The organism is Nocardia sp. NPDC020380, assembly GCF_044386975.1.
Classification (GTDB): domain Bacteria; phylum Actinomycetota; class Actinomycetes; order Mycobacteriales; family Mycobacteriaceae; genus Nocardia.
Genome location: NZ_JBIRVQ010000011.1, coordinates 121880 through 145032, shown reverse-complemented (window position 1 = coordinate 145032; position 23153 = coordinate 121880). Strand labels below are relative to the sequence as shown.

Annotated in this window: 26 protein-coding genes; 18 read left to right on the top strand and 8 right to left on the bottom strand. The window is 68.3% G+C overall.

Translation table 11 applies throughout. From position 1 onward, the window contains the following. A complete protein-coding gene (locus ACH438_RS29740; RefSeq protein WP_397011104.1) occupies positions 1 to 534 on the top strand; it encodes a GNAT family N-acetyltransferase in 534 nt (177 codons plus the stop codon). On the opposite strand, the gene ACH438_RS29735 is transcribed toward ACH438_RS29740, so the two are convergent. After that, a complete protein-coding gene (locus ACH438_RS29735) occupies positions 481 to 1212 on the bottom strand; it encodes a PP2C family protein-serine/threonine phosphatase (protein WP_397011102.1) in 732 nt (243 codons plus the stop codon). The two genes, ACH438_RS29740 and ACH438_RS29735, sit on opposite strands and share 54 nt — an antisense overlap. Before the next feature lie 171 nt (positions 1213 to 1383). Between ACH438_RS29735 and ACH438_RS29730 the strand changes: the two genes are divergently transcribed. Continuing rightward, positions 1384 to 1551, top strand: a complete 168-nt coding sequence (locus ACH438_RS29730) for a hypothetical protein (RefSeq protein WP_397011100.1) — start codon at positions 1384 to 1386, stop codon at positions 1549 to 1551. Here ACH438_RS29730 and ACH438_RS29725 read toward each other — a convergent pair. Further along, positions 1515 to 2261 (bottom strand): VIT family protein, encoded by a 747-nt coding sequence (locus ACH438_RS29725; protein ID WP_397011098.1) that lies wholly within the window; start codon positions 2259 to 2261, stop codon positions 1515 to 1517. The two genes, ACH438_RS29730 and ACH438_RS29725, sit on opposite strands and share 37 nt — an antisense overlap. Before the next feature lie 189 nt (positions 2262 to 2450). On the opposite strand from ACH438_RS29725, the gene ACH438_RS29720 reads away from it, so the two are divergent. Next, positions 2451 to 2960, top strand: coding sequence for a nitroreductase family protein (locus ACH438_RS29720; RefSeq protein ID WP_397011096.1), 510 nt, complete (start codon positions 2451 to 2453; stop codon positions 2958 to 2960). On the opposite strand, the gene ACH438_RS29715 is transcribed toward ACH438_RS29720, so the two are convergent. Then, a complete protein-coding gene (locus ACH438_RS29715; RefSeq protein WP_397011094.1) occupies positions 2944 to 4695 on the bottom strand; it encodes a PLP-dependent aminotransferase family protein in 1752 nt (583 codons plus the stop codon). The genes ACH438_RS29720 and ACH438_RS29715 overlap by 17 nt on opposite strands. A gap of 147 nt (positions 4696 to 4842) precedes the next feature. On the opposite strand from ACH438_RS29715, the gene ACH438_RS29710 reads away from it, so the two are divergent. The 5 genes from ACH438_RS29710 to ACH438_RS29690 all read left to right on the top strand — a co-directional run bounded on the left by ACH438_RS29710 (position 4843) and on the right by ACH438_RS29690 (position 10476). Beyond that, positions 4843 to 5715 (top strand): NAD-dependent epimerase/dehydratase family protein, encoded by an 873-nt coding sequence (locus ACH438_RS29710; RefSeq protein WP_397011092.1) that lies wholly within the window; start codon positions 4843 to 4845, stop codon positions 5713 to 5715. Positions 5716 to 5762: 47 nt separating this feature from the next. Then, positions 5763 to 6512 (top strand): isocitrate lyase/phosphoenolpyruvate mutase family protein, encoded by a 750-nt coding sequence (locus ACH438_RS29705; RefSeq protein ID WP_397011090.1) that lies wholly within the window; start codon positions 5763 to 5765, stop codon positions 6510 to 6512. Positions 6513 to 6668: 156 nt separating this feature from the next. Next, complete coding sequence (locus ACH438_RS29700; protein WP_397011088.1) at positions 6669 to 8756, top strand: neutral/alkaline ceramidase; 2088 nt, start codon at positions 6669 to 6671, stop codon at positions 8754 to 8756. Between the two features lie 66 nt (positions 8757 to 8822). Next, a complete protein-coding gene (locus tag ACH438_RS29695; protein ID WP_397011086.1) occupies positions 8823 to 9689 on the top strand; it encodes a class II glutamine amidotransferase in 867 nt (288 codons plus the stop codon). Positions 9690 to 9711: 22 nt separating this feature from the next. After that, entirely contained in the window at positions 9712 to 10476 is a 765-nt protein-coding gene (locus ACH438_RS29690) for a dienelactone hydrolase family protein (RefSeq protein WP_397011084.1), read from the top strand. 4 nt (positions 10477 to 10480) lie between these two features. Here the strand turns inward: ACH438_RS29690 and ACH438_RS29685 are convergent, their stop codons facing one another. Together ACH438_RS29685 and ACH438_RS29680 are read right to left on the bottom strand one after the other, a co-directional pair. After that, positions 10481 to 11122 carry a cysteine hydrolase gene (locus ACH438_RS29685; RefSeq protein WP_397011082.1) on the bottom strand — a complete coding sequence of 214 codons (642 nt, stop codon included), beginning with the start codon at positions 11120 to 11122 and terminating at the stop codon, positions 10481 to 10483. Between the two features lie 7 nt (positions 11123 to 11129). Then, on the bottom strand, positions 11130 to 11456 hold the full coding sequence (locus ACH438_RS29680; RefSeq protein ID WP_397011080.1) for a hypothetical protein: 327 nt from the start codon (positions 11454 to 11456) through the stop codon (positions 11130 to 11132). Positions 11457 to 11577: 121 nt separating this feature from the next. On the opposite strand from ACH438_RS29680, the gene ACH438_RS29675 reads away from it, so the two are divergent. Both ACH438_RS29675 and ACH438_RS29670 read left to right on the top strand, forming a co-directional pair. Then, positions 11578 to 11922, top strand: a complete 345-nt coding sequence (locus ACH438_RS29675) for a winged helix-turn-helix transcriptional regulator (RefSeq protein ID WP_397011078.1) — start codon at positions 11578 to 11580, stop codon at positions 11920 to 11922. Between the two features lie 27 nt (positions 11923 to 11949). After that, the gene (locus ACH438_RS29670) at positions 11950 to 12867 is read left to right on the top strand and encodes a ketopantoate reductase family protein (protein WP_397011076.1); all 918 of its coding nucleotides are present in this window, start codon (positions 11950 to 11952) and stop codon (positions 12865 to 12867) included. Positions 12868 to 12970: 103 nt separating this feature from the next. On the opposite strand, the gene ACH438_RS29665 is transcribed toward ACH438_RS29670, so the two are convergent. Next, positions 12971 to 13279, bottom strand: a complete 309-nt coding sequence (locus ACH438_RS29665) for a hypothetical protein (RefSeq protein ID WP_397011074.1) — start codon at positions 13277 to 13279, stop codon at positions 12971 to 12973. Between the two features lie 188 nt (positions 13280 to 13467). Here ACH438_RS29665 and ACH438_RS29660 point away from each other — a divergent pair, with 188 nt between their 5' ends. Next, on the top strand, positions 13468 to 14424 hold the full coding sequence (locus ACH438_RS29660; protein WP_397011072.1) for a GlxA family transcriptional regulator: 957 nt from the start codon (positions 13468 to 13470) through the stop codon (positions 14422 to 14424). A 15-nt stretch (positions 14425 to 14439) separates the two neighbouring features. Continuing rightward, complete coding sequence (locus ACH438_RS29655; protein ID WP_397011070.1) at positions 14440 to 15171, top strand: DJ-1/PfpI family protein; 732 nt, start codon at positions 14440 to 14442, stop codon at positions 15169 to 15171. A 33-nt stretch (positions 15172 to 15204) separates the two neighbouring features. Here the strand turns inward: ACH438_RS29655 and ACH438_RS29650 are convergent, their stop codons facing one another. After that, positions 15205 to 15639: a DoxX family protein gene (locus ACH438_RS29650; protein WP_397011068.1), complete on the bottom strand. Its 435-nt coding sequence runs from the start codon at positions 15637 to 15639 to the stop codon at positions 15205 to 15207. A gap of 97 nt (positions 15640 to 15736) precedes the next feature. Between ACH438_RS29650 and ACH438_RS29645 the strand changes: the two genes are divergently transcribed. Beyond that, complete coding sequence (locus ACH438_RS29645; protein ID WP_397011066.1) at positions 15737 to 16309, top strand: TetR/AcrR family transcriptional regulator; 573 nt, start codon at positions 15737 to 15739, stop codon at positions 16307 to 16309. A 3-nt stretch (positions 16310 to 16312) separates the two neighbouring features. Here ACH438_RS29645 and ACH438_RS29640 read toward each other — a convergent pair whose 3' ends face one another. Next, positions 16313 to 17566, bottom strand: coding sequence for an ROK family protein (locus tag ACH438_RS29640; protein ID WP_397011064.1), 1254 nt, complete (start codon positions 17564 to 17566; stop codon positions 16313 to 16315). A gap of 157 nt (positions 17567 to 17723) precedes the next feature. On the opposite strand from ACH438_RS29640, the gene ACH438_RS29635 reads away from it, so the two are divergent. The 5 genes from ACH438_RS29635 (at position 17724) to ACH438_RS29615 (ending at position 23150) form a co-directional block, all read left to right on the top strand. Next, the gene (locus tag ACH438_RS29635; RefSeq protein WP_397011062.1) at positions 17724 to 18773 is read left to right on the top strand and encodes a substrate-binding domain-containing protein; all 1050 of its coding nucleotides are present in this window, start codon (positions 17724 to 17726) and stop codon (positions 18771 to 18773) included. Then, a complete protein-coding gene (locus ACH438_RS29630; protein ID WP_397011060.1) occupies positions 18764 to 20272 on the top strand; it encodes a sugar ABC transporter ATP-binding protein in 1509 nt (502 codons plus the stop codon). Before ACH438_RS29635 ends, ACH438_RS29630 begins: the two co-directional genes overlap by 10 nt. Before the next feature lie 8 nt (positions 20273 to 20280). Then, positions 20281 to 21348, top strand: a complete 1068-nt coding sequence (locus tag ACH438_RS29625; protein ID WP_397011058.1) for an ABC transporter permease — start codon at positions 20281 to 20283, stop codon at positions 21346 to 21348. A gap of 18 nt (positions 21349 to 21366) precedes the next feature. Continuing rightward, positions 21367 to 22266 (top strand): SMP-30/gluconolactonase/LRE family protein, encoded by a 900-nt coding sequence (locus ACH438_RS29620; RefSeq protein WP_397011056.1) that lies wholly within the window; start codon positions 21367 to 21369, stop codon positions 22264 to 22266. A 128-nt stretch (positions 22267 to 22394) separates the two neighbouring features. After that, entirely contained in the window at positions 22395 to 23150 is a 756-nt protein-coding gene (locus ACH438_RS29615) for an SDR family NAD(P)-dependent oxidoreductase (protein ID WP_397011054.1), read from the top strand. Positions 23151 to 23153 lie beyond the last annotated feature (3 nt).

Genomic DNA, 23153 nt, shown 5'->3' with positions numbered 1-23153 from the left:
ATGACCAGTGCGCGCGCCGAACTCGAGGCGACGGTGGCGGTAGTCGACTGGGAGCACCCGGATGCGGTGCTGCCGCGCGATGAGATGACCGCCGAAGTCCGTCCGCGGTATGCCGAGCTGCTGCGCTCGCTACCGGACAACCCGCAGGTCGTCGCGGCGGAGACGGTGGTGCGGACGTTCGTGGCCTATGTGTCCGGACCGGCCGGGCACGTGGCGATCCGATGGAATGCCGGTGCGATCGAAGTGAAGCGCATGTTCGTGCGCCCGCAGTATCGGGGGACCGGGGTGGCCGGGTTGCTGTTGTCCGCCGCCGAGGACGCCGCGCGGGAAGTCGGTGCGCCGCGGGTGATCCTGCAGACCGGGCACCTGCAGCCCGAGGCGGTGCGGTTCTACGAGCGCAGCGGCTACCACCGCATTCCGCTCTTCTCGCCGTACGAGAGTCTGCCGCTGTCCAACTGCTTCGCCAAGCAGCTGGACGGGTCAGTGCCGGTCGATCACGATGGCGGTGGAGTTGTCGGAGCCGCCGGCGCGTAAGGCGCTGTCCACCAGGAGGTTCGCCGCGATGGCCGGGGTGGCGGCCCGCGACAGGGCGTGCTTGATGGCCGGCATGGTGAGCGGTTTGTGGGCGCCGTCGGTGCAGAGCAGCAACCGGCCGTGACTGGATCCGGTGGCGGCGTGGCCGACGGCCTCGGGTTGCACGGTGCGGACCGAGGTGGTGACCACGTGGCTGAGCCGGGGCGCGGCCTGGATGCCGCGGGCGCGCAGGTATTCGGCGACGGTGTGATCGCTGGTGATCTGGTGCAGCATGCGGTCGTTCCACCGGTAGGCGCGGCAGTCGCCGACCCAGGCGATATCGGTGGGGAGATCGGGGAGTCCGGGCCCGGGCAGTACCGCGACCACCAGGACGCAGTCGGCCTGGGGTTCCGGGAACTCGTGCAGCAATTGCTGTTGCGCCGCAAGGATTCCGGCGCGGGCGCCCTGGCGGGTGGCGGCCAGTGCGGCGGCGGCCGCCGCGACCCGTGCGGCCCGGGCCGCCAGCAGGTGATCGCCGATGCCGTCCGCGACCGCGAAGGCGACGCGGCCCGATGCCGGATCGGTGCGGGTGGCCACCGCATCGGCATTGAGCGACCGCGAGCCGCGCCGGGTCGCCGAATCGGCGACCAGAGTGGCGAACGCGCTGGGCGGTATGACGATTGCCGCTTCAGTGTCCACGGCCTGACTCCTCGCAGTGGGGTGTCATGTGCTGCCGACCAGCACATGACCAGTCAACGGGTATTGCCCGTGCACGGGGCCAGAATCACCCGTGCGATTCCTGTGAATCGTTCACCCGGCGCGCCGACGGCAATCCGGGTGAATCGTTTTGTTCCGTGGCAGGTTCGGAGCGTGACAGCTGGACACGGGATGATCCTGCGGCTCGGGGCGGTCGCGATACTGGTGGGTGCGGCTCTGCTGCTACCGGATTCGGTGCTGCCGAGCGTCGTGCACGCCGCCGCGGTTCAGCCCGCCGAACGCCTTCAGATCGCCAAGCCCACCAGATGCCCGATGCCGTAGGTGACTGCCATGGCCAGCGCACCGCCGAGCGCCACCCGCGCGGTGGCGCGCAGCCGCGGCGCGCCACCCAGCACCGCACCGCCGAAACCGGTGACGGCCAGCGCCACTACCACCGCGCCGAAGGCGATCGGCACCCGCAGCGACGGGCTCGGCAGCAGGATGGCCAGCAGCGGCAGCAGCGCGCCCAGGGTGAAGGAGATGGCCGACGAGAGGGCCGCGTGCCAGGGATTGGTGAGTTCGTCCGGGTCGATGCCCAATTCGGCCTCGGCGTGCGCGGCGAAGGCGTCGTGCGCGGTGAGCTCCTCGGCCACCAGCAGCGCGGTATCGGCGGAGAGGCCCTTGGCCCGATAGATCTCGGCCAGTTCGGCCAGTTCCGCCTCGGGCTGTTCCAGCAGTTCACGGCGTTCGGTTTCGAGCAGGGAGCGTTCGCTGTCGCGCTGGGTGCTGACCGACACGTATTCGCCGAGCGCCATCGAGACCGCGCCGGCCACCAGGCCCGCGATGCCCGCGGTGAGGATCGGGCCGCGCGCGGTGGTCGCGGCGGCGACGCCGACCACGATGCCCGCCACCGAGACGATGCCGTCATTGGCGCCGAGTACGGCCGCCCGTAACCAGTTGAGCCGCACCGAGGTATGCGTCAGGTGCGGTTCGCCGGCATGCTCGCGCGGTGCGGGCAGTGTGCTACCCGGAGTGGTCAGATCGACGCTCATGTGCGGAACGGTAACGTTTATAAACGCGCTCCACCAGCAATGGAAGGCTCACCGAAGTGAGGTAACCCATTGCGTAGCAAGGGTTTACATACCTAAGTTCGGGGGTCTGCGAGCAAACCTCCGGCATCCTGCATAGGCCTGCCGGTCACGGGCAAGATCGGCCCCGAGCGGTCGCGATAGGGTCGCCGGGTGAACGAGGCGATTCGGGGACTGCGCGCGGTCCGGCACTTCCTGCCGGACGAGGTCCCGCGGCCGGTGCTGGAGCGCATTGTCGACGCGGCCCGCTGGACCGGATCGGCCCGCAACCGCCAGCCCTGGCACTTCGTCGCGGTAACAAACCCGCAGGTACGTAAAGCCTTGTCCGGTCTCGGCAGTTACGCCGTCCATCTCGCCACCGCACCGCTGGTCCTGGTGCTGGCCTCGCGCGACAACGGGTTCTCCGACACCGAATTCGATATGGGCCGGCTCACTCAATCCGTCTGCCTGACCGCCGCCGCGCACGGCCTCGGCAGCTGCCCGACCACCCTGCACCCCGCCGGGAACGTCACCCGCGCGGCCGAATTGCTGGGCCTCGACGCGGGCTGGCTGCCCCGGCACGCGATTGCCCTCGGTTATCCGGACCCGGCGGCCGCGCACTCGCCGACGGCCGTACCCCAGGGTCGACGCCCGATTGTGGAATTGCTCACTTGGCTCCCGTGATTCGCGCGAGCGTGCCGAGCAGCGCTTCGAGGGCCTCCGGGTAGAGGCGCTCGGGCGGGGTTCCGTATCCGATCACCAGCGCCGGCGGATAGTGCGTTCGATCGCCGCGCAGGTAGTCGCCCAGCGGTTGAGCGCGGACCGCCGACCGCCGCAACTCGGCCAGAGCCTCCTGTTCGCCGAGTCCGGCGGGCAGTTCCAGGATGGCGTGCAGACCGGCGTCGATGCCGCGGATCCTGCTGTGCGGCAGCGTATTCCGAATCGCGGCGACGAGCAGATCTCTACGGTGGTGGTAACTGCGCCGGACGGTGCGCAGGTGCCGGTCGTAGTCGCCGGTGTCGATGAGGTGCGCGAAAGCCAGCTGATCCAGGTGCCGCCAGTCGCGGCTGCGGATCTTGGCCGCGAGGACCGGTTCGAGGAGCGCCGGGGGACAGGCGATCCAGCCCAGCCGCACCGCCGGGCCGATGGTCTTGGACGTGGAGCCCACGTAGACGATGCGGTCGGGCCGCCGGGATTGCAGCGCGGCAATGGGTTTCCGGTCGTAGCGGAATTCCCCGTCGTAGTCGTCCTCCACGATCCGGCCGCCCCGCTCCTCGGCCCAGTCCAGGAGTGCGGCCCGCCGCTCCGGCTGCATGGCCACCCCGATCGGGAACTGATGCGACGGCGTGCACACCGCGATCTCGGCCGCCGACGCGCAGAGCGCCTCGATCGACAGCCCCGAATCATCGAGCGGTACATCGGCAACCCGCATTCGCGCGGCCGCCAGCTCGACATGATCCGGGATGGACGGATCCTCCATCCCGACGGTGGTCAGCCCGAGCTCGGTGAACGCCTCCACCAGCAACCCCAGCCCCTGCGTGTATCCCGAACAGATGACGAGGTTTTCCGGATCCACCCGCACCCCACGCGACCTGCCCAGATACGCGGCCAGCGTGCTCCGCAGCTCGATCCGCCCCCGCGGATCCCCGAACCCGAACGCCTCCCCGGGCGCATCCCGCAATGCCAACCGCATGGCCCGCGCCCACGCATTCCGCGGAAACGCCTGCGTATCAGGCCGACCGGAACGCAGATCGAACCGCACATCGACAGGCGCCCCCGAACTCGCACCTCGCGAACCCCACGGAACACCGGATGCCGCACTGCGCCCGGTCACTGCTGTGTGTCCGTTCGTCGCGCTGTTCTCGGCTGTCGTGGTGTGCGCCGCGGCGCTTCGGTCTGCCGTTGTCTCGCGCCCAGCAGTCGGGGAGTGACTGGCCCGGTCTCCAGTGACGTCCCCGGCGACCTCGGTTCGCGCGGCGATCTCGCGGTGCGCATTGCTCCCGCGCCCTGCGGCGACGGCTGTTCCCGCAGCGCTATCGCCGTTTTCGGTGCGGCGATTCACCGCGGTGCCCCTGGGAACCGTGCTCGCGACGTGGCCGGCGGCGGTGGTGAGCCCGACGCTCGTGGCGGTGGCGGTGGCGGTGGCGGTGGCCGTGCTGCCGGCGACCGTGGTGCCCGCACCGTGGCGGGCGGTGAGCCAGCCTTCGGCGACCAGCTGTTCGTAGGCGGCGGTGACGGTGCCGCGGGAGAGGCCGAGTTGGGTGGCCAGGTCGCGGGTCGAGGGTAGGCGGGTGCCGGTGAGGAGGCGGCCGTCGCGGATGGCTGTGCGCAGGGCCTCTTCCAGGGCGCGGCGGCGGCTGCCGCGGGCGGGGAGTTCGAGCAGTAGCTCGGGGCCCAGGGGCGGGCGCGGGTCGGCCATGAAAGTGGTCCAATCTATCGGCCTCGAAGTGGACCATTCTATTGGACTATTCGTCGGCTAACGTCATTGGCGAACGAGGCGCCGCGCCGGGCGGGGTGTGCGGCGAATTCGATTCCAGGACAAGAGATTCAGGAGTGAGGAGTTATCATGCGGGTGTTCGTGGCGGGTGCGACCGGCGCTATCGGTCATCCCTTGGTCGAGCAGTTGGTTGCGGCCGGGCACCAGGTGACCGGGACTTCCCGCACCCCGCAGGGCATCGAGCGGGTGCGGGCGCAAGGCGCCGAGGCCGTGCGGCTGGACATCTTCGATGCCGACGCGGTGGTCGATGCGGTGGTGGCCGCGGCGCCGGACGTGGTGATTCATCAGCTGACCGCGTTGAGCGGTGGCGTGTCCGCGGACAACGGTCGGATTCGCCGGGTCGGGACGCGGCATCTGGTGGATGCGGCGAAGCGGGCGGGTGTGGGGCGGATGATCGCGCAGTCGATCTCGTGGGTGTACCAGCCGGGTGACGGGCCGGCCGATGAGTCGACGCCTTTGGAATTGGCCGCGGCCGAGCCGCGCGGGGCGACCGTCGGCAGCGTGCACGCGCTCGAAGAGGCGGTCGCCGAGATTGATCGGCATGTGGTGTTGCGGTACGGCTTCCTGTACGGGCCGGGCACCTGGTACCACCGCACGGGTGTGGCGGCCGAGGTATTGCGCGGCGATACCGGAAATCCGGCTGCCGCCTTCATGTCCGGGCTGGTCCCCAATGATGCCGTCGCGTCCTTCGTGCACGTGGAGGACGCCGCCCGCGCCACGATCGCCGCCCTCGAATGGCCCACGGGCACGGTCAATATCGTCGATGACGAACCGGCCCCGGGCCGGGAGTGGGTGCCCGCGTTTGCCGCTGCCGTCGGCGCGCCTACGCCCGCACCGGCTTCCGGCCGCGCGGACTGGGAGCGCGGGGCCACCAATGCGCTGGCTCGCTCGCTGGGCTGGGCTCCGGTCCACGCCAGCTGGCGGACCGGCTTTCTCGCCTGAGCATTTCTTCTTCTCCACCTGAGCAATTCATCCGAAGGGATATGGCCATGACCTCTCTCGCCGACAAGGCCGCGCTTTTCAAGAACCTGCACCGACCGGGTGATCCGGTGATCCTGCCGACCGTCTGGGATGCCTGGTCGGCGGATCTGGTGCGGCAGGCCGGGTTCGCCGGGCTGACGATCGGCAGTCATCCGCTGGCGGCGTCGGTCGGGTCCACGGATCGGGAGGGGATGGCGCTCGGTCAGGTGCTGGCGCGGGTCCGGGAAATCACGGCGGCCGTGGATATTCCGGTGTCGGTGGATCTGGAGTCGGGGTACGGCGCCGATGCCGCGAAGATCGTCGACGGCGTGCTGGAAGCGGGCGCGGTCGGATTCAATATCGAGGACACGGTGCATGCCGAGGCTGGCCGGTTGCGGGAGCCGCAAGAGCATGCGGATTTCATCGCCGGATTGCGCAGTGCCATCGATGCTTCGGGGGTGCCGCTGGTGTTGAACGCGCGCACCGATCTGTTCCTGCGTCAGGACGGTGAGGCGGCCGATCGGGTGGATCGGGCGGTGGCGCGATTGCGGTTGGCGGCCGCGGCGGGTGCGGATGTGCTGTATCCGATCGGGCGGCTCGAGGAGGCCGCGGTGCGGCGGTTGACCACGGAGTTGCCGCTGCCGGTCAATATCGTCTCCATGCCCGAGAACGGGGATCGTGCCCGGCTCGCCGAATTGGGTGTGGCGCGGGTGAGTTTCGGCCCGTTCCTGCAGAATCATCTCGCCACCACGGCGCTGGGCGTGTTGCGGCGCTGGTGACGGGGGTTCGCCGACCGGCCTGGATATCGTTCGACCTGTCACCGCGTGGTTAATTTTGCGCGTCCGTCTAGCCAAATGGTCATTTGACCAATAGTCTTCGCGGAACGCGTTTGTAACGCGTGTCACTCCGGTGTCAAAGGGTTGAAGGAGCCAGATGTGACGGTATCCCGGCGATCGATGCTGGCCGGCGCCGCGGGCGTGACGCTCGCGGCCGGTGCGGTGACCGCGGCGGCAGGTGCGGCCCTGGCGAGTCCCGCTGCGGGACAACCCCTGCGGCGGGACGCGGACGGCCAGGGTTACCTGGTCGGCTGCGGCATGGCCGATGCCACCGGCGCCCCCGCCGGGCAGGGCATGATGGGCTACTCCGAGCTCGATCAGGTCGCCACCGGACTGCTCATGCGGACCTGGGTGCGCGCGTACATCATCGTGGACCGCGCCACCGGCGACCGCGTCGTCTTCGCGTCCGCCGATATCGCCTGCCTCTTCCAGTCCGTGCATCTGGCGGTGATGCAGCAGCTCGCGCAGCGTTTCGGCGATCTGTACACCGAGCGCAACGTCAATATCAACGCCACCCACAATCACAACTCGTGCGGCGGCACCGCGCGCGAGTACGCGTATTCGCTGGCCGCCTACGGTTTCCAGCAGAACTCGCACGACGCCGAGGTGAACGGCATCGTGAATGCCATTGCCGCCGCGCACGACCGGCTCGCCCCGGGCACGCTGCTCGTCGGCACCGGGGAACTGCACGATGCCAGCGCCAACCGCTCCAAGGTGGCCTTCGACCTGAACCCGCCCGAGGACAAGGCCGAGTTCCCGGAAGCCATCGACCCCATGCTGACCGTGCTGCGACTGCGCCAGGGCGGCAGGGATATCGGGGCCATCACCTGGTTCGCCACCCACGGCACCTCGCTCACCGACCGCAATACCCTGATCTCCGCCGACAACAAGGGCTACGCCAGCTATCGCTGGGAGCACGACGAGAACGGCGTGCGGTATCAGGACGGCCCGCCGGGCTTCGTGGCTGCCTTCGCGCAGACCAATGCGGGCGATATGACGCCCAACCTGAACGTGATCCCGTGGCATCCCAGCGGTCCCACCGAGGACGATCGCGCCAACTGCGCGATCATCGGCGAACGCCAATTCCAGGCTGCCCGTGCGGCTTACGACTCCGCGCGGCCCATGCGCAGCGGCGGCGTGGACTCCGTGCTGCGCTATGTGAACATGGCCGATACGGCCATCGACGGCGACTACACGCCCGACGGGAAGCCCGCCCGGACCTCGCCCGCCATGATGGGTGCTTCCGCGGCGGCCACCAGTTCGGAGGACAACTGGAACACTCAGTTGCCCTTCCTGCAGGAAGGTGACACCAATCCGCTGGTGGCGGCGCTCGGCGGCATCAATGGGCCGATCGAGCAGTGGATGCGGGATGTGCAGGCGCCCAAGCTGATCGTGGCGCCGCTGGGTACGCTGCCGCCGCGGCCGTGGAATCCGCAGGTGCTGCCGATCCAGATCATGCGCATCGGCGAGATCGTGCTGGCCTCCGGGCCGGCCGAGTACACCATCGTGTCGGGTCTGCGGATCCGGCGGCTGGTGGCTCGCGCGCTGGGCGTGAATGTCGAGAACGTGCTGCTGCAGGGATACTCCAATGGCTACAGCGGCTATGTGACCACGCCCGAGGAGTACGTCTCCCAGCAGTACGAGGGCGGCGAGACGCTGTACGGGCGCTGGACGCTCTCCGCCTACATGCAGGAATTCGACCGGCTGGCACGGGCTTTGGCGGCGCGCACCGATCTCGGCCGCGGGCCCGCGCCGCTGGACTGGACCTCGGGGCTGCAGCCGGACTTCCTGCCCGCCGTACCCCCGGACGTGCCCGCGGCCGGGCACGCGTTCGGTGATGTGGTGACCCCGCCGGGCGCGAGCTACGGCAGCGGTCAGACAGTGGCCGTGGAGTTCGCGGGCGCGCATCCCAACAATGACTTCCACACCGGCGGAACGTATTTCGAGGTACAGCAGGCCGCGGGCGGGGATTGGAAGCGGCTTTACGACGATAACGACTGGTGTACCGAGCTGCACTGGTCGCGGCCGGACGGCCAGCCCGCGGCCTCGATCGTGCGCATCCAGTGGACCGTGCCGGACGGTGCGGCCGCCGGGCGTTATCGCATCCAATACACCGGCGACAGCCGGGACGCGGGTGGCACGCTGACCCGTTTCACGGGTACTTCGGGCGAATTCACCATCGGCTGAGCACGACCGGGCGCGTGGGCCGCTACCCTGGCTTCCGGGGGACGGACGGCTCGGGTAGGAGTGCCCATGTGTCGCTTGTTCGGACTGTCGGCCGCACCGTATCGGGTGCGGGCCACCTTCTGGCTGCTGGATGCGCCGGACAGCCTCTCGGAACAGAGCCGCCGCGAACCGGACGGTGTCGGGCTGGGCACCTTCACCGCGGACGGTGTGCCGGTGGTGGAGAAGCAGCCGGTAGCGGCGTATCAGGATGAGCAGTTCGCGCGTGAGGCTCGTGAACGTGAGTCCACGACGTTCATCGCGCATGTCCGCTACGCCTCGACCGGTGGGCTGGAGGTGCGCAATACGCATCCCTTCGAGCAGCATCGGCGGCTGTTCGCGCACAACGGAGTACTGCACGGCCTCGATGACCTGGAGAAAGAGCTGGGCAGCTACCTCGGGCTGGTGCACGGCGATACGGACTCCGAACGCTTCTTCGCTCTCATCACCCAGTGCATCGACAGCCGGCAGGGTGATGTCTCCGCCGGTATCGCCGACGCCGTGGGCTGGGCCGCCGACAACCTGCCCATCTACGCGCTCAACCTCATTCTCACCACTGCCACGGAACTCTGGGCTCTTCGCTACCCCGATACGCATCCTCTCTACGTTCTCGAGCGTCCTGCGGGCGGTGCCGATGGCGGCAGCACGCTGGAGCACACCGGCCGCCGTGGCATTCAGGCCCGAAGTGGCGCGCTGGCCGACCATCCCGCCGTGGTGATCGCCAGTGAGCGGATGGACTCCGATCCGGGCTGGCGTGAGTTCGGGAGCGGTGAACTCCTGCATGTGGGCGCCGATCGCCGGGTCGATTCGACGGTGATCCGGGATTCTCCGCCCAAGAACCTGCTGTCGCTCGCCGATCTCGGCGAGCATGCGGCGGCCTCACAGGCCGGGCAATAGCGCCGTGTGGTAACCAGCAGGGATGAGCGCATCCGTTGCATTCGACACCATCGAGATCGTACTTTCCGACGGCACGGCAGAGGCTTATCTGGCCCATCCCGACGACGGCGCCGCGCACCCCGGCGTCCTGCTCTACATGGACGCGTACGGTGTGCGGCCGTGGCTGGGTGAGATCGTGAAAACCATTGCGGCGCAGGGGTTCACTGTGATCGCACCGAATGTCTTCTATCGCACCTGGTCGCTGGCGGACGCGCCGGAGGTCGACTTCGACAAGTCGCACACCGCCTTCTTCACCGCGCTGGGGCCGGCGCGGGAACAGCTCACGCCGGAGGCGGCCATGCGGGACGCGGGTGGCTACCTGGCCTGGCTGGACGCGTCACCGCTGGTCGCGCCCGCGCCCTACGCGACCCTCGGCTACTGCATGGGCGGGCGGCTGGCGCTGCGCGTCGCAACGGAATTCGGTGATCGGATCGCGGCGGCGGCCAGCTTCCACGGTGGGCGCCTGGCCGCCGACGACCTGCCGGACAGCCCGCATCACCAGGCCGACGGCATCAGCGCGGAGGTGCTGGCGGCGCACGCCGACAATGATTCGTCCATGGACGCCGAGGCGATCGAGCGTTTCGAGAAGGCGCTCACCGAGGCGGGCGTCACCTTCACCTCCGTCGTGTATCCCGATGCGCAGCACGGGTTCACGATGCGGGATACGCCGGCCTATCAGGAGGCCGGGTATCACCGGCACATCGAGGATCTGCTGGCGCTGCTGCGCCGGAATTTCCCGTCGGCCTGACGGATCAGCCCGGCGCCATCAGTTTGGTGAGGGCGGCGGTGTCGGTGGTGCGCGAGCCACCGGCGAAAGCCAGTGCGGCGTGGGAACGTTCGGCAGCCTCCGGATGGCCCGCGCCGCAGGCGTCGGTGACCATGATGGGCAGGTAGCCCAGGTCGGTGGCGTGGCGCACGGTGGGTTCGATGCCGACCTCCATGGCGATGCCCGCGATGGCGAAACTGCCGATGCCCAAGTCGCGCAGGGCGATATCGAGCGGGGTGGCGGCGAAGGCCGACATGGTGATCTTGTCGAAGACCACCTCGTCGGGGCCGGGCGTGAGCTCGGGGACCAGCTGGTATTGCGGCGAGCCCTGCGGGAAGGCGGCGACGATCGATGCCGGGTCGTCGACGTGCTGCCATTCCATGGCGGTGCGCAATTGCGCCGCGCCCGCCGCGGCCGGCGGGAGTGACATGTGCCGGGTGTAGAAGACGCGGAAACCGTTGGCTCGCGCGGCTTCCCGCAATCGCACGCAGGCGGCGACGATGCGGTCGCCGTCCGGTAGCTGCTGCACGATTCCGGCTTGCATGTCGTAGATGAGCAGCGCCATGCGTGACGGATCGCAGGCGTCCTCCACGGTTTGCGGGATCCTCAGGCCGTGCGCGAATCGCATGGCCGCGTCACCGGGTCCGGTCGTAGGGCTCGGCGACGTCGACGGACGGGTCCATGAGCGCCTCGATCGGCAGGGGCGCCATCACCGGGACGTAGGTCCATTCCAGGAAGCCCTTCTTGGTGAGCGGGAAATCGTCGACATAGCGTTTGGCCTCGGCCACGCTGTCGACCTCGAAGACGATCACCACGCCGGGCTCGTCGGCGCGTGCGTAGTTCTCGCGGACGATGCCGGCCTTCCACAGCCGCCACACATTGGCGACCTCCTCGGGCAGGAACGGGGTGATGGTCTCCATGGTGACCCCGGGCTTGAAACGGTCGAAAGTAATGACCTTCATGGGATTTCGAACTCCCTGTTCGCAACGATGCCGCGGCGCGGTGCCGCAGAAGTCCATGGAAGCGCGATGATTACAGTGCAACAAGAACGCACTTTTCGGTAAGTACCCCCGGGAGGCCGGCATGCCCGACAAGCGCTACTACTGCCCGGTCGAGGTGACCGTCGAACTGATCGGCGGCAAATGGAAACCCGTGATCCTCGCCCACCTCAAGGAGGGCGTCCACCGCTACGGCGAACTCCGCCGCCTCATGGCCGGCACCAGCGAGAAGATGCTCATCCAGCAACTCCGCGACCTGGAAGCCGACGGCCTGGTCCGCCGCACAGTGTTCGACACCGTCCCGCCGCAGGTCGAATACGATCTCACCGACGAGGGCTGGAGCCTGGTCCCGGTCCTCACCGCCCTCTACGAATGGGGCGAGAAACGCTCTGCCCGTGCGGGAATCGCCATCGAGCCTATGATGGGATGACTCTCCCGATCTTGGAGGTATGGCATCGTGAAGGTGACGGTTTTCGGCGCAGGCGGCATGGGCCTCTACTTCGCAGCGGTACTCGCCCGCGCAGGCCACCAGGTAACCGTAATAGGCCGCCCCGCAACCGTCGCCGCAGCCCAACACCCCCTCCGCCTGACCCGCGGCGGCGAAGACGTAGACATCCGCGGCATCCGAGCGGTAACCACAGTCGATCCGGACCCGGCTGATTTGGTGATCGTCGCAGTCAAAGCCTGGCAAGTCGCGGAAGCAGCAACAGCTCTACTCCCCGCGGTGGGCCCCGAAACCGTCGTGCTCCCTTTGCAGAACGGCGTAGAAGCCGCCTCCGACCTGTCCGCAGTCCTCGGCGAGGAACACATCCTAGGCTGCACCTGCGTGGTAATCGCCCAGCGCGTAGCCCCCTGGGAGGTCCGCTGCCTGGGCGCCGACGCCACCGTCGAAATCGGCCCCCTGACAGGCGAATTCAACCCCGCCTTCACCACCGTCGCGACGGCCCTCGAGGCCGCAGGCATCGGCGTAACCCGCTCCGCCGACATCCAGGCCACCCTCTGGCGCAAACTCATGCTCATCGCCTCCTACGGAGGTGTAGGCGCCCTCTCCCGCCAGCCGGTCGGAATCACCCGCGCCGAACCGGAAACCGCCGCCCTGGTCCGCGCGGCCATGCACGAAGTGCTGGAAGTCGCCCAAGCCCGCGGCATAGCCCTCACCACGGACGACGTAGACAGAATGATGAAGGTCTACGAATCCTTCAGCCCCGACACCACCTCATCCATGCAACGAGACCTGGCCGCCGCCCGCCCCTCCGAACTCGCCTACCAAAACGGCGCAGTCCTCCGCTTCGGCCGCGCCGCCTCCATCCCCACCCCCATCCACCAAACCATCTACGCCTCCCAACTCCCAGGCGAAACCCTCGCCCGCAGTTAGAGTTCCGCGTCGAGGTCAATGCGGATGGTGAGCATGCGCCCGCCGTGGGCCAAGCGGCGGAGGAGGATGCCGTCGAGTACTCGGGGGTGTAATCGGCTGGGGGTCAGGTGAGGTCGCCGTTGTGGCAGAAGGTGTCGTCTCGGGTGGAGGTGGTGGGCCAGGTGGTGCCTTGGTCGAAGGTCCATTGGGTGATGGGGCCCACTGATTTCCAGTAGGTGCCACCGCCTTCGGTTACTGCTTCGAAGGTGTCGTGGACGCCTGGTTGGAGGAGGTCGCCGGAGCAGTAGTCGTTGTAGTCGGTGCCGGGTTGGCGGGTGCCGGGGGTGAAGAGGCCGGCGGCGGTGGCGGCGCCTGCGGTGAGGGCGGTTGCGGCCATGCCGAGGGAAGCCAGGGCCAGAAGAGGTTTGAGCACGGCGGTCACCCTTTTTTCGAAGCGGTCCCGGGGGCGGGATCGGGTGGAAATTAGCGTGGGTCGCTGTGAGAACGGCCGGTCACAGCTGGCAACCAGCTGTGGATGGGCGGTGAGTGGGTGGGCTGGATGGCTCGAATTGCAATAGTTGTGTCGTTGACGCCAAGGGTGGGTGGCAGCAGGCTGAGGGCATGCGGGTGGTGCTCATGGTCGTGTTCGACGGTTTTCAGCTGCTGGATCTGGCCGGGCCCTCCGATGTGTTCTCGGGTGCGGCGCTGGCGTGCGGGGACGACGGGTATCGGGTGGAACTCGCGTCGGTGCCGGCGGGGGCGGTGCGGTCGTCGTGCGGGGTGGAAGTGCAGGCGCCGCACGACCTTTCCGAGTGGCGGGAACCGGTGGATACGCTCCTGGTCGTCGGCGGGTGGAGTGCCTGGGCCGCGAGCAGTGATCCCGGCTTGGTGGCCGGCTTACGCACGGCCGCGGCCTGTGCCGAGCGGGTGGGATCCGTGTGTTCGGGGACATTTCTGCTGGCCCGGGCCGGATTGCTGAACGGGCGGCGGGCCACGACGCATTGGTTCGGCGGGGAGCTGCTGGCCAGCGAGTTCCCGGAGGTCAAGGTCGAGCCCGACCGGATCTACGTGCAGGACGGCACCGTCTGGACCTCGGCGGGCGTCACCGCCGGCATCGATCTGGCACTGGCCATCGTGGCCGCCGATTACGGACCCGGCGTGGCCCGGGAAGTGGCGCGCTGGATGGTCGTCTATCTGCATCGGCCGGGTGGGCAGAGCCAGTTCAGCGCACCTATGGCCGCCGCCCCGCCCAAGCGGAATTCGCTTCGGGAGCTGCAGGTCTGGCTGGAGGAGAACCTGGCCGGGGACCTGTCTCTGGCGGGCCTGGCCGGGCAGGTGGGCATGAGTACCCGCCATTTCTCCCGGGTGTTCGCCGACGAGACCGGCACCACGCCCGCCCGATATGTCGAGCAGGTGCGGATCACGGCGGCGCGAAGGCTTTTGGAGACAACGGATCAACCCCTGGATCGCGTCGCCGCGGCGGTCGGCCTGGGTTGCCCGGAGACCTTGTATCGAATTTTCCATCGCCACTTGGGCATAGCGCCGGGCGAGTATCGCGCCCGGTTCACGAAGTTCTGAAAGAGAGAGTGCGCCATGACATTCCAGACGGCCATCGTGCTGTACCCGGGCTTGACCGTGCTCGATGCCATCGGTCCCTACGAGGTGCTGCGGAACCTCCCGGACAGCGAATTACGTTTCGTCTCCAACGAGGTCGGCCCGATCGTGTCGGACAGCGGCGTGCTGGCGCTCGGCGCGACGCACACCTTCGCCGAGACGCCCGCCCCGGATCTGGTGCTGGTCCCGGGATCCGGCTCCTCGACGACCGCGGCGATGGCGAACAAGGAACTCATCGAATGGCTGCGCGCGGTGCACCAGCAGACGCAGTGGACCACCTCCGTCTGCTCCGGCGCACTGGTGCTGGCCGCGGCCGATATTCTGCGCGGCCATCCCGCCACCACGCACTGGTCGGCGCAGCCGGGGCTGGCCGCGTTCGGTGTGGAGTCCCGTCCGCACGATCGCATCGTGCAGAGCGGCAAGATCGTCACCGCCGCAGGAGTTTCCGCGGGCATCGACCTGGGCCTGTGGCTGATGGGCGAGATCGCGGGTGTCGAGGTGGCGCAATTGACCCAGCTGGCCATCGAATACGACCCGCGCCCGCCGTTCGACACCGGCCATCCGGACAAGGCCTCGCCGGAGCTGATGCGCCGGGCCCGCATCGCGGTGGCCAAGGAGGCCGCGAACCCCCGCGTGCCGCTCGATGTGGCGACCGCATTGTGGCGGCTCACGCTCAACCGCATGCGCGACAAGATGGCCGCGAAGCGCTGAAAGCGGTTCGCGGCCATCGGGTCCGGTGCCGTATCAGAAGGCGGCGAGCACGCACGCTCCGATGAAGAGGATCTGGACCAGCGTGCGCAGGGGGAGCGGCATGGTGTGCAGGCCCTCCCCGCTGTGGGCGGCCCGCACATTGGCTGGGAACATCACCACCATCAGTACCGCCAGGCAGATGGCCGCGGCCGGTGCGAAGATCGGGATCAGCAGCCCGATGGCGCCGGCCGATTCGAGCACTCCGGTCAGCGTCACGAATCGGGCGGGGGTGGGCAGCCGCGGCGGCACCATGGCGATGAGGGCGTCGCGGCGCGGCGGCAGGAAGTGGGCGCTGGCGGTGAGCGCGAACATGGCGGCGAGCCCGAGCCGGACGGTGTGCGGCCAGGAGTCGAGCCATGCGGTGAAGCCGAGCCAGCCGACGAAGCGGGTGACACCGGTGACGGCGAACAGAACGATGAGCGGTGCCATGGGTTGCTCCTGAAGCATCCAGCGAATCTTGACACTGGCTAGATTAGGCTGACCTGCAGAACTTGTCAATGACTAGATTGTGGTCGATGATCGGACGATGCCCAAGAGCGCGTACCACCACGGCGATCTGAAGGCCACGCTGTTGCAGGCGGCGGCCGAACAAGTAGCTTCCGAGGGAGTCGATTCGATCTCCCTGCGCGCCCTGGCTCAGCGCGCCGGCGTCTCGCACGCCGCGCCCGCCCACCATTTCGGCAACCGCCAGGGCCTGCTCACCGAACTCGCCATCGAAGGCTACGGCCTGCTCGCCGCCGAATTACACTCGGCGGCAGACAATTTCCGTGAGATGGCCGTGGCCTACACCCGTTTCGCCCGGCGCTATCCGGGCCACTTCGATGTCATGTTCCGCCGGGACCTGCTTGCCGTCGACGATCCGCGCCTGATCGCCGCGCGGGAAGGCTCCAGTGCTGAATTGCGTGGCGGTGTAGCCGAATTGGATATCCCCGCCGCCGACAACCCGGCCGTGCAGCTGGCCGCATGGTCCCTGGTGCACGGCTTCGCCACGCTGTGGCACGAAGGCGCACTGGTGGGTTCGGAACTCGGCGGCGCGGACCCGGAGGACCTCACCCGCCGGATGATCGCCGCCGTCGATCACCTTGGCGAACGCCGCTAGCCGTCAGGTGGAGGAGGCCCGCAGGGCGCGCCGGGCCGCCACCGATCCGAATCGCTCTCTGTCGGCGAGGAATCCCTCGAGCGCGAAGGTGGCGGCGCCGAGGCTGGCCGGATTGTGCGGCAGACCGCACAGTTGCAGCGTCACCGCCGCGAACGGGTCCGACATGGCATGCCGTTCGGCCGACCGCCGCGTGGCCTCCAGCAGTGGTTCGCCCAGTTGCCGCGCCACCAGATCGGTGAACACCATGCGCCGCGGATTGAACAGATTCACCAGATTGGCCACGGCCACACCGAGATAGTGGCCGGTCTGCTCGATGACCTCGAGCGCCGCGGTGTGCTCCGAAACAGCGGCCGCGTCTGCCTGTCCGGCCGCGATCGCTATGGCCCGGATGACGGTGGCATCGTCCCCGGCGAGCAACGGGCTGGCCGGATCGATGTCACGCAGTGTCGCAACGATTCCCGGCGCGCTCACATATGCCTCGACGCAGCCGTTGCGCCCGCAGGAGCAGGCGCGTCCGTCGGGCACGAGCGTGGTGTGCCCCCATTCGCCCGCGCTGTTGGTGACACCCCGGTAGAGCATCCCGTCGATGACCACGCCGATCCCGACCCCGGCCCGCAGCGTGATCACGATGAGGTCGTCCACATCGCGCCCCGCGCCGAACCAGAGATGCGCCGCCGTACTGGTTTTGAGTGGATTGTCGAGGTAGAGCGGGTACGGCAGCCGCGGTTCCAGCAGCGCCTTGAGCGGTACGTCATGCCAATGCCAGTAGGGCGAGAACACCGAGATCCCCTGTTCGGGTTCCACCAGCCCCGGCACGCTCAGCCCGACGCCGAGCACCTTGCCGGAGTCCTCCCCGGTCACCTCGCCGATCCCGCGCACGATGAGATCCGCGATATCGGCGGGTGTGGTGGCGCCCGGATCGACGGGGATCTCGGCGGACCGCAGCACCGTCATGGCCAGGTCGAAAACGTCGAAGTGAATGCTGGTTTCGGCGATATCGACGCCGATCAGCAAGCCGCGGTCGGGATTCACGGCGAGCTGGGCGCGTGGCCGCCCGATTCCGGCGGCCTCGTAACCGAGTTCGGCGAGGACGCCGACGTCCAGGAGTTCGGCGATCATATTGCCGACGGTGGCGAAGGACAGGCCGGTGGCCTGTGCGATCTGCTGCCGACTGGTGTGGCCCTCGGCGGCGTACACCGCCTGCAGCACGGTGAACCTGTTGCGGCGCCTGATGTCCCGCGCGGTCAGCTGGTACACGGCCGGGCCCACTCTCCTTCCGTTGCGCCCGGAAAAGATACCGGACGGCCTGATCGATGACTTCTTCGAACAGTATTTACAACAGTTATCAGAAGTCCTACTGTAACCGGCATCACGACGGATGCCCAACTGTGTGGCAGATCACCTAGGAGTCCTCATGTCCTGGACCCACCGACGCCGATGGACCAGCGCGATAGTCTGCGGCGCCTCGCTCATCCTGGCCGCGACCGCCTGCTCATCGGGCAAGGACTCCGGTTCGCCGGCCAGCGCGCCTCAGCACACCACGGGGTCGATCAGCCTCGTCTACGCCCAGAAACAGGGCGACCAGGAGTACTTCATCGACGAGGCCGACGGCGCCAAGGCCAAGGCCAAGGCGCTCGGCGTCGACCTGAAGGTGGTGGACCTCGGCAATGACGCCAACAAGGCCGTCACCGAAGTGCAGAACGCGGTGAACCAGAAGGCGAACGGCGTCATCGCGGTCGTCCCGGACCCGTCGGTCGGCCCGCAGGTGGTGCAGCTCGCCAAGGCCGGCGGCCTCGCCTTCCTCACCTCCGACGATCAGGTCTGCACCAACGGCCCCGACCCCTCGAAGTGCAGCAAGGAAAACCTCGTTCCCCGAGTCGGATTCAGCGGCCAGCAGATGGGCGAACAGGTCGGCACCAGCGCGGGCCAGCTCTTCAAGCAGGCGGGCTGGAAGCCGGAGGACACCGCCATCGTGGACGCCTGGCAGCAGGACGTCACCGTCTGCACCGACCGGGTCAAGGCCAATGAGACGGCGTTCAAGACCGCGTCCGGCGCGGATGTGAAGACCATCGAGGTCGGCACCGACAACACCCCCTCGGACGCGCAGAACAAGATCTCCGCGACCGTCGCCGGCAATCGCTCGGTCAAGCACTGGGTTGTCATGGGCTGCAATGACGAGAACGTCAGCGGCGGCGTCGCGGCCATCCAGAACGCCGGCTACTCCGCCGACAATGTGATCGGCGTCGGCCTCGGCGCCTACCTCGCCTGCAAGGAATGGCGCGGCGGCAAGCCGACCGGTTTCAAGGCGGCGCTGTGGATCAACGGCCAGGACGTCGGCTCCCTCGCCGTGCAGACCATGTACGACTACCTGAAGAACGGAAAGGCCATGCCCGCCGAGGTATTCGCGCCGACCAAGATGGTGGATGCGAGCAACTGGCAGCAGTCGGGCATGACATGCAGCTGACCGGACTGCGGGTGTCCGGGCTCGCCAAGAGTTTCGCCGGCGTGCCGGCGCTGCGCGAGGTGAGCCTGGACTTCCCCGCGGGCATGGTGACCGCGCTGATGGGTGAGAACGGCGCGGGCAAATCCACGCTCATCAGAATCCTCGGCGGCGACCATATTCCAGACGCCGGGACGATCGAACTCGACGGTGTGACACTGGAATTCGCGACGCCGAAGGATGCCCGCGCCGCGGGCATCCGGGTGATCGGGCAGGAACCGGAGATCGTCCCGCACGTCTCGGTCGCCGAGAACGTCTACCTGGGTTCGCTGCCGCGCCGCGCGGGCCGCATGCTCGACCGGACGGCCCTGCGCACCCGCATGCGCGCCGACCTCACCCGCCTCGGTTTCGACCGGGATCTCGATCCCGACATGCTCGGCTCGAAACTCACTGCGGCGCAACGGCAGATGGTCGAGATCATGCGGGCGCTGACCACGGACGCGAAGGTCATCGCCTTCGACGAGCCGACCTCCTCGCTGTCCGAGCACGAGACCGAATCGCTGTTCGCGCTCATCGGCCGGCTGCGGGAGCGCGGACTCGCGGTCATCTACGTATCGCACCGGATGCGGGAGATCTTCCAGGTCGCCGACCGGGTCGCGGTACTGCGTGACGGCGCACTGGTCGGCGTGCGCGATACCGGCGACACCGATGATCAGGAGATCGTGCGCATGATGGTCGGCCGCGATCTGTCGGCCATGTTCGCGCGCAAGCGAGCCGAACGCGGCCGGGTACTGCTCGAAGTGGACGCCGTCACCACCGACGATGTCCGCGACGTCAGCCTGACCGTGCACGCGGGGGAGGTGGTCGCGCTGGCCGGGCTGGTCGGCGCGGGCCGCTCCGAACTGGCGGGCGCGCTGTTCGGTGACCTGCCCATCCGATCCGGTGAAGTGCGCGTGGACGGCCGGCGGGTGCGCCTGCGGCAGCCGCGCGACGCGGTACGAGCCGGCATGGGTTACGCGCCCGAGGAACGCAAGGCGCAGGCCCTGCTCCTGCAGCGCGGCGTGCGCGACAACATCACCCTCGCGGTGCTGGATCGCCTGCGGCGCTGGCGTTTCGTGCGCCGCGGCGCGGAACGGCAGCTGGCCGCCGAGTACGTGGAGGCGCTGCGCATCCGCACGCCCTCGCTCGATCAGGAGGTGCGCAAGCTCTCCGGCGGTAATCAGCAGAAGGTGGTGCTGGCCCGCTGGCTGGCCCGCAAACCCAAGGTGCTGATCCTGGACGAGCCCACCCGCGGCGTCGACGTGGGTGCGAAGGCCGAGATCTACCACATCATCGAGGATCTGGCCGAGACCGGCGTGGCCGTGCTGGTCATCTCCTCGGAACTGCCCGAGGTGCTCGGCCTGGCCGACCGGATCGTGGTCATGCAGCAGGGCCGGGTCACCGGCGAACTGGACCGCGCCGAGGCCGGCGAGGAGGCCATTCTCGCGCTGGCCATGGCGTCCGATCTGACAGCGACATCCTGAGGAATCCCATGACCGATCAGAAACTCGAATTACCCACGGAGCCTGCGATGTCCGCGCCGCAGCCGATGTTCTCCCGATTGCTCGGCGGCGTGACGTCCCTGACTCCGCGCCGCGTACTCCGCTTCATCGGCACCACCAATCTCAGCCTGATCGGCGCGCTCGCCGTCATCGTCGCGATCTTCGCGTGGCTCAACAGTGGATTCCTGGATCCGCGCAATATCGCCGGAATCGGTGACGCGGTCACGGTTTTCGGGCTGTTGTCCATGGTGCAGACGGTGGTGATCATCTGTGGCGCGCTGGATGTCTCGGTGGGCTCGCAGGCCGGTGTCGCGTCCGTCGTGAGTGCCATGGCCTTCACCGCGACCTCCGGTAATGCCCTGCTGGGCATGCTCGCCGCGGTCGGCGTGGGGATCCTGCTCGGACTGCTCAACGGCGTGATCATCGTCTACGGGCGGGTCAATCCGGTGATCGCGACGCTGGCCGGCCTGGCGGCGTACAAGGGCCTGGCCCAATTGATTTCGGGCGGCAAGGCGCAGGGCTTCGTGCTCGACAATGACATCTTCATCTTCGTGGCCCGCGGCAAGATTCTCGGGCTGCCGGTGACGGTGGTCATCCTCGCGCTGGTGGCGCTGGGCGTGCACGTGCTGCTGAAGTACACCGATATCGGGCGCAACATCTATGCCATCGGTGGAAACGACACTGCCGCACGACTTTCCGGCATCAATATCAACAAGTATCTGGTCGCCGTGTACGTGCTGTCGGCGGTCGTGGCCGCGCTGGCGGGCATCATTCTCACCGCGCGCACCGGATCCGGGCAGCCGGTCTCGGGCAGTGAGGGATTGGAATTGCAGTCCATCACCGCGGCCGCGCTCGGTGGCTGTGCGCTCAAGGGCGGCAAGGGAACCGTGGCCGGATCCCTGCTCGCGGTGCTGTTGCTCGGCGCGCTCGACAACGGCCTGAACGTGGTCGGCGTCAATACGTTCTGGCAGAACGTCGCGCAGGGCGCGTTGCTGGTGGTCGCCGTGGTGATCCAGCAGCGGCGCAGCGGCGAACGCGCCGTCGGACTACCGACGTAATCGGGAGCGGGAGCAGTCATGGACATGCTGCGGGCACACGTGTGCGCACCTCCGGCCGGGCGATTGTGTGAAGGGCCGGTGTGGGATTCGCGCACGGCGGAACTGCTGTGGGTCGATATCCGCGCCGGACAGATCCACCGGGCCGCCCTGGCCGGTGACCCGCCGGATCTGGTGAAGCAGGCGACGATCACCCTGGATCCGCCGCTCAGTGCGGTCCTGCCGACGGCATCGGGCGGAGTCCTGGCGGCATTGGGCGACAATATCTTCCGCGTGGCGGACGATGGCACGCGCACGCTGCTGGCAACCCTGCCGCTGCCCCGGGCCGGCGCCCGCCTGAACGATGCGAAGGTCGACCCGCGCGGCCGCCTGCTGGCGGGCACCGTGGCCGAGGATCGCGTGGCCGGCAGTGCGGCCCTCTACCGCCTGGACCCGGACGGCGCCCTGACCGCCTTGCTCACCGGCGTGACCATCTCCAACGGTCTCGGCTGGAGCCCGGACGGCCGCACCCTCTACTACGCCGACAGCGCGACCTTCCAAGTGGACGCCATCGACTACGACCTCGAAACCGGAACTCTCGGTGCGAGAAGGAAATTCGCCGCCTTCGACGACGGCGAGCCCGACGGCCTGACCGTGGACGCCGACGGCTGCGTCTGGATAGCGGTCTGGGGAGCGGGCGAGGTCCGCGCCTTCCACCCGGACGGGCGACCGCGGGCCGCCGTCGCCGTCGGTCCCGCCCAGGTCTCCAGCTGCACCTTCGCCGGTCCGGGCCTGGACATTCTGGTGATAACCACCGCCGCGGAGGGCGACGCCGCGCGAGAACCCGACGCGGGCCGCTTGTTCGCCTGCACCCCCGGCGCAACCGGCCTGCCGGCAACGCCTTTCGCCGATATCGGACCGGCGCCCGCAGACGGCCGCTGACCCACCGGACCGGGCGCCGCTCGCGTGGGAGCGGCTGTCATGAGGGGTGGCCTGGTAACGCCGGAAGTGGCGTTCGGCCCGGTGGGCAGCGGTCCCGACCTTCAGCGATGATCACGAAAGGGAAGACGATGACTCGTCTGGCAGACAGGGTCGCGGTCGTCACCGGCGCCGCCTCCGGCATCGGCGCGGCCACCGCGCAACGCCTTGCCGCGGAGGGCGCGACGGTCGTCATCGCCGATATTGACGACACCGGCGGCGCGGAGATCGCCGCGAAGATCCGGGCGACCGGCGGGCGCGCGGAATTCCGGCACTGCGACGTGTCGGCGGAAGAATCATGGAATTCGTTGCGGGAGCACGTGAACGAGCGGTACGGGCCACTGGACTTCTTGTGCAGCAACGCTTCTCACCAGGAGATCATCCCGGCTCACGAACTCACCCGCCGACAGTGGGATGACGGCCTGGCCGTCAACCTGACCCCGTTGTTCCTCGGCGTCCGAGCCTTCATCGAGGATCTGACCGCCCGAAGCGGCAATGTCGTCGCGATCTCCAGCGTGCACGCCAACTTCGGCCTCCCCGGATACCCGGTTTATGCAGCGGCAAAGGGTGGCCTGACCGCCCTCGTCCGCCAGCTGGCAGTCGAATACGGCCCGTCCCGCGTCCGCGTCAATGCGGTCCTCCCCGGACCCATCCTCACCCCGGTATGGGATGACGTAGATGCCGAAGGCCGCGAATTATCAGCCCGCGCAACAGTTCTGGACCGCCTCGGCGCCCCCGAAGAGGTCGCCGCCGCAGTAGCCTTCCTCGCTTCGGACGACGCTTCCTTCATCACGGGCGCGAACCTGGTCGTCGATGGTGGTTGGAGTGTGCGAAAAGAATCTCGCTAGGTC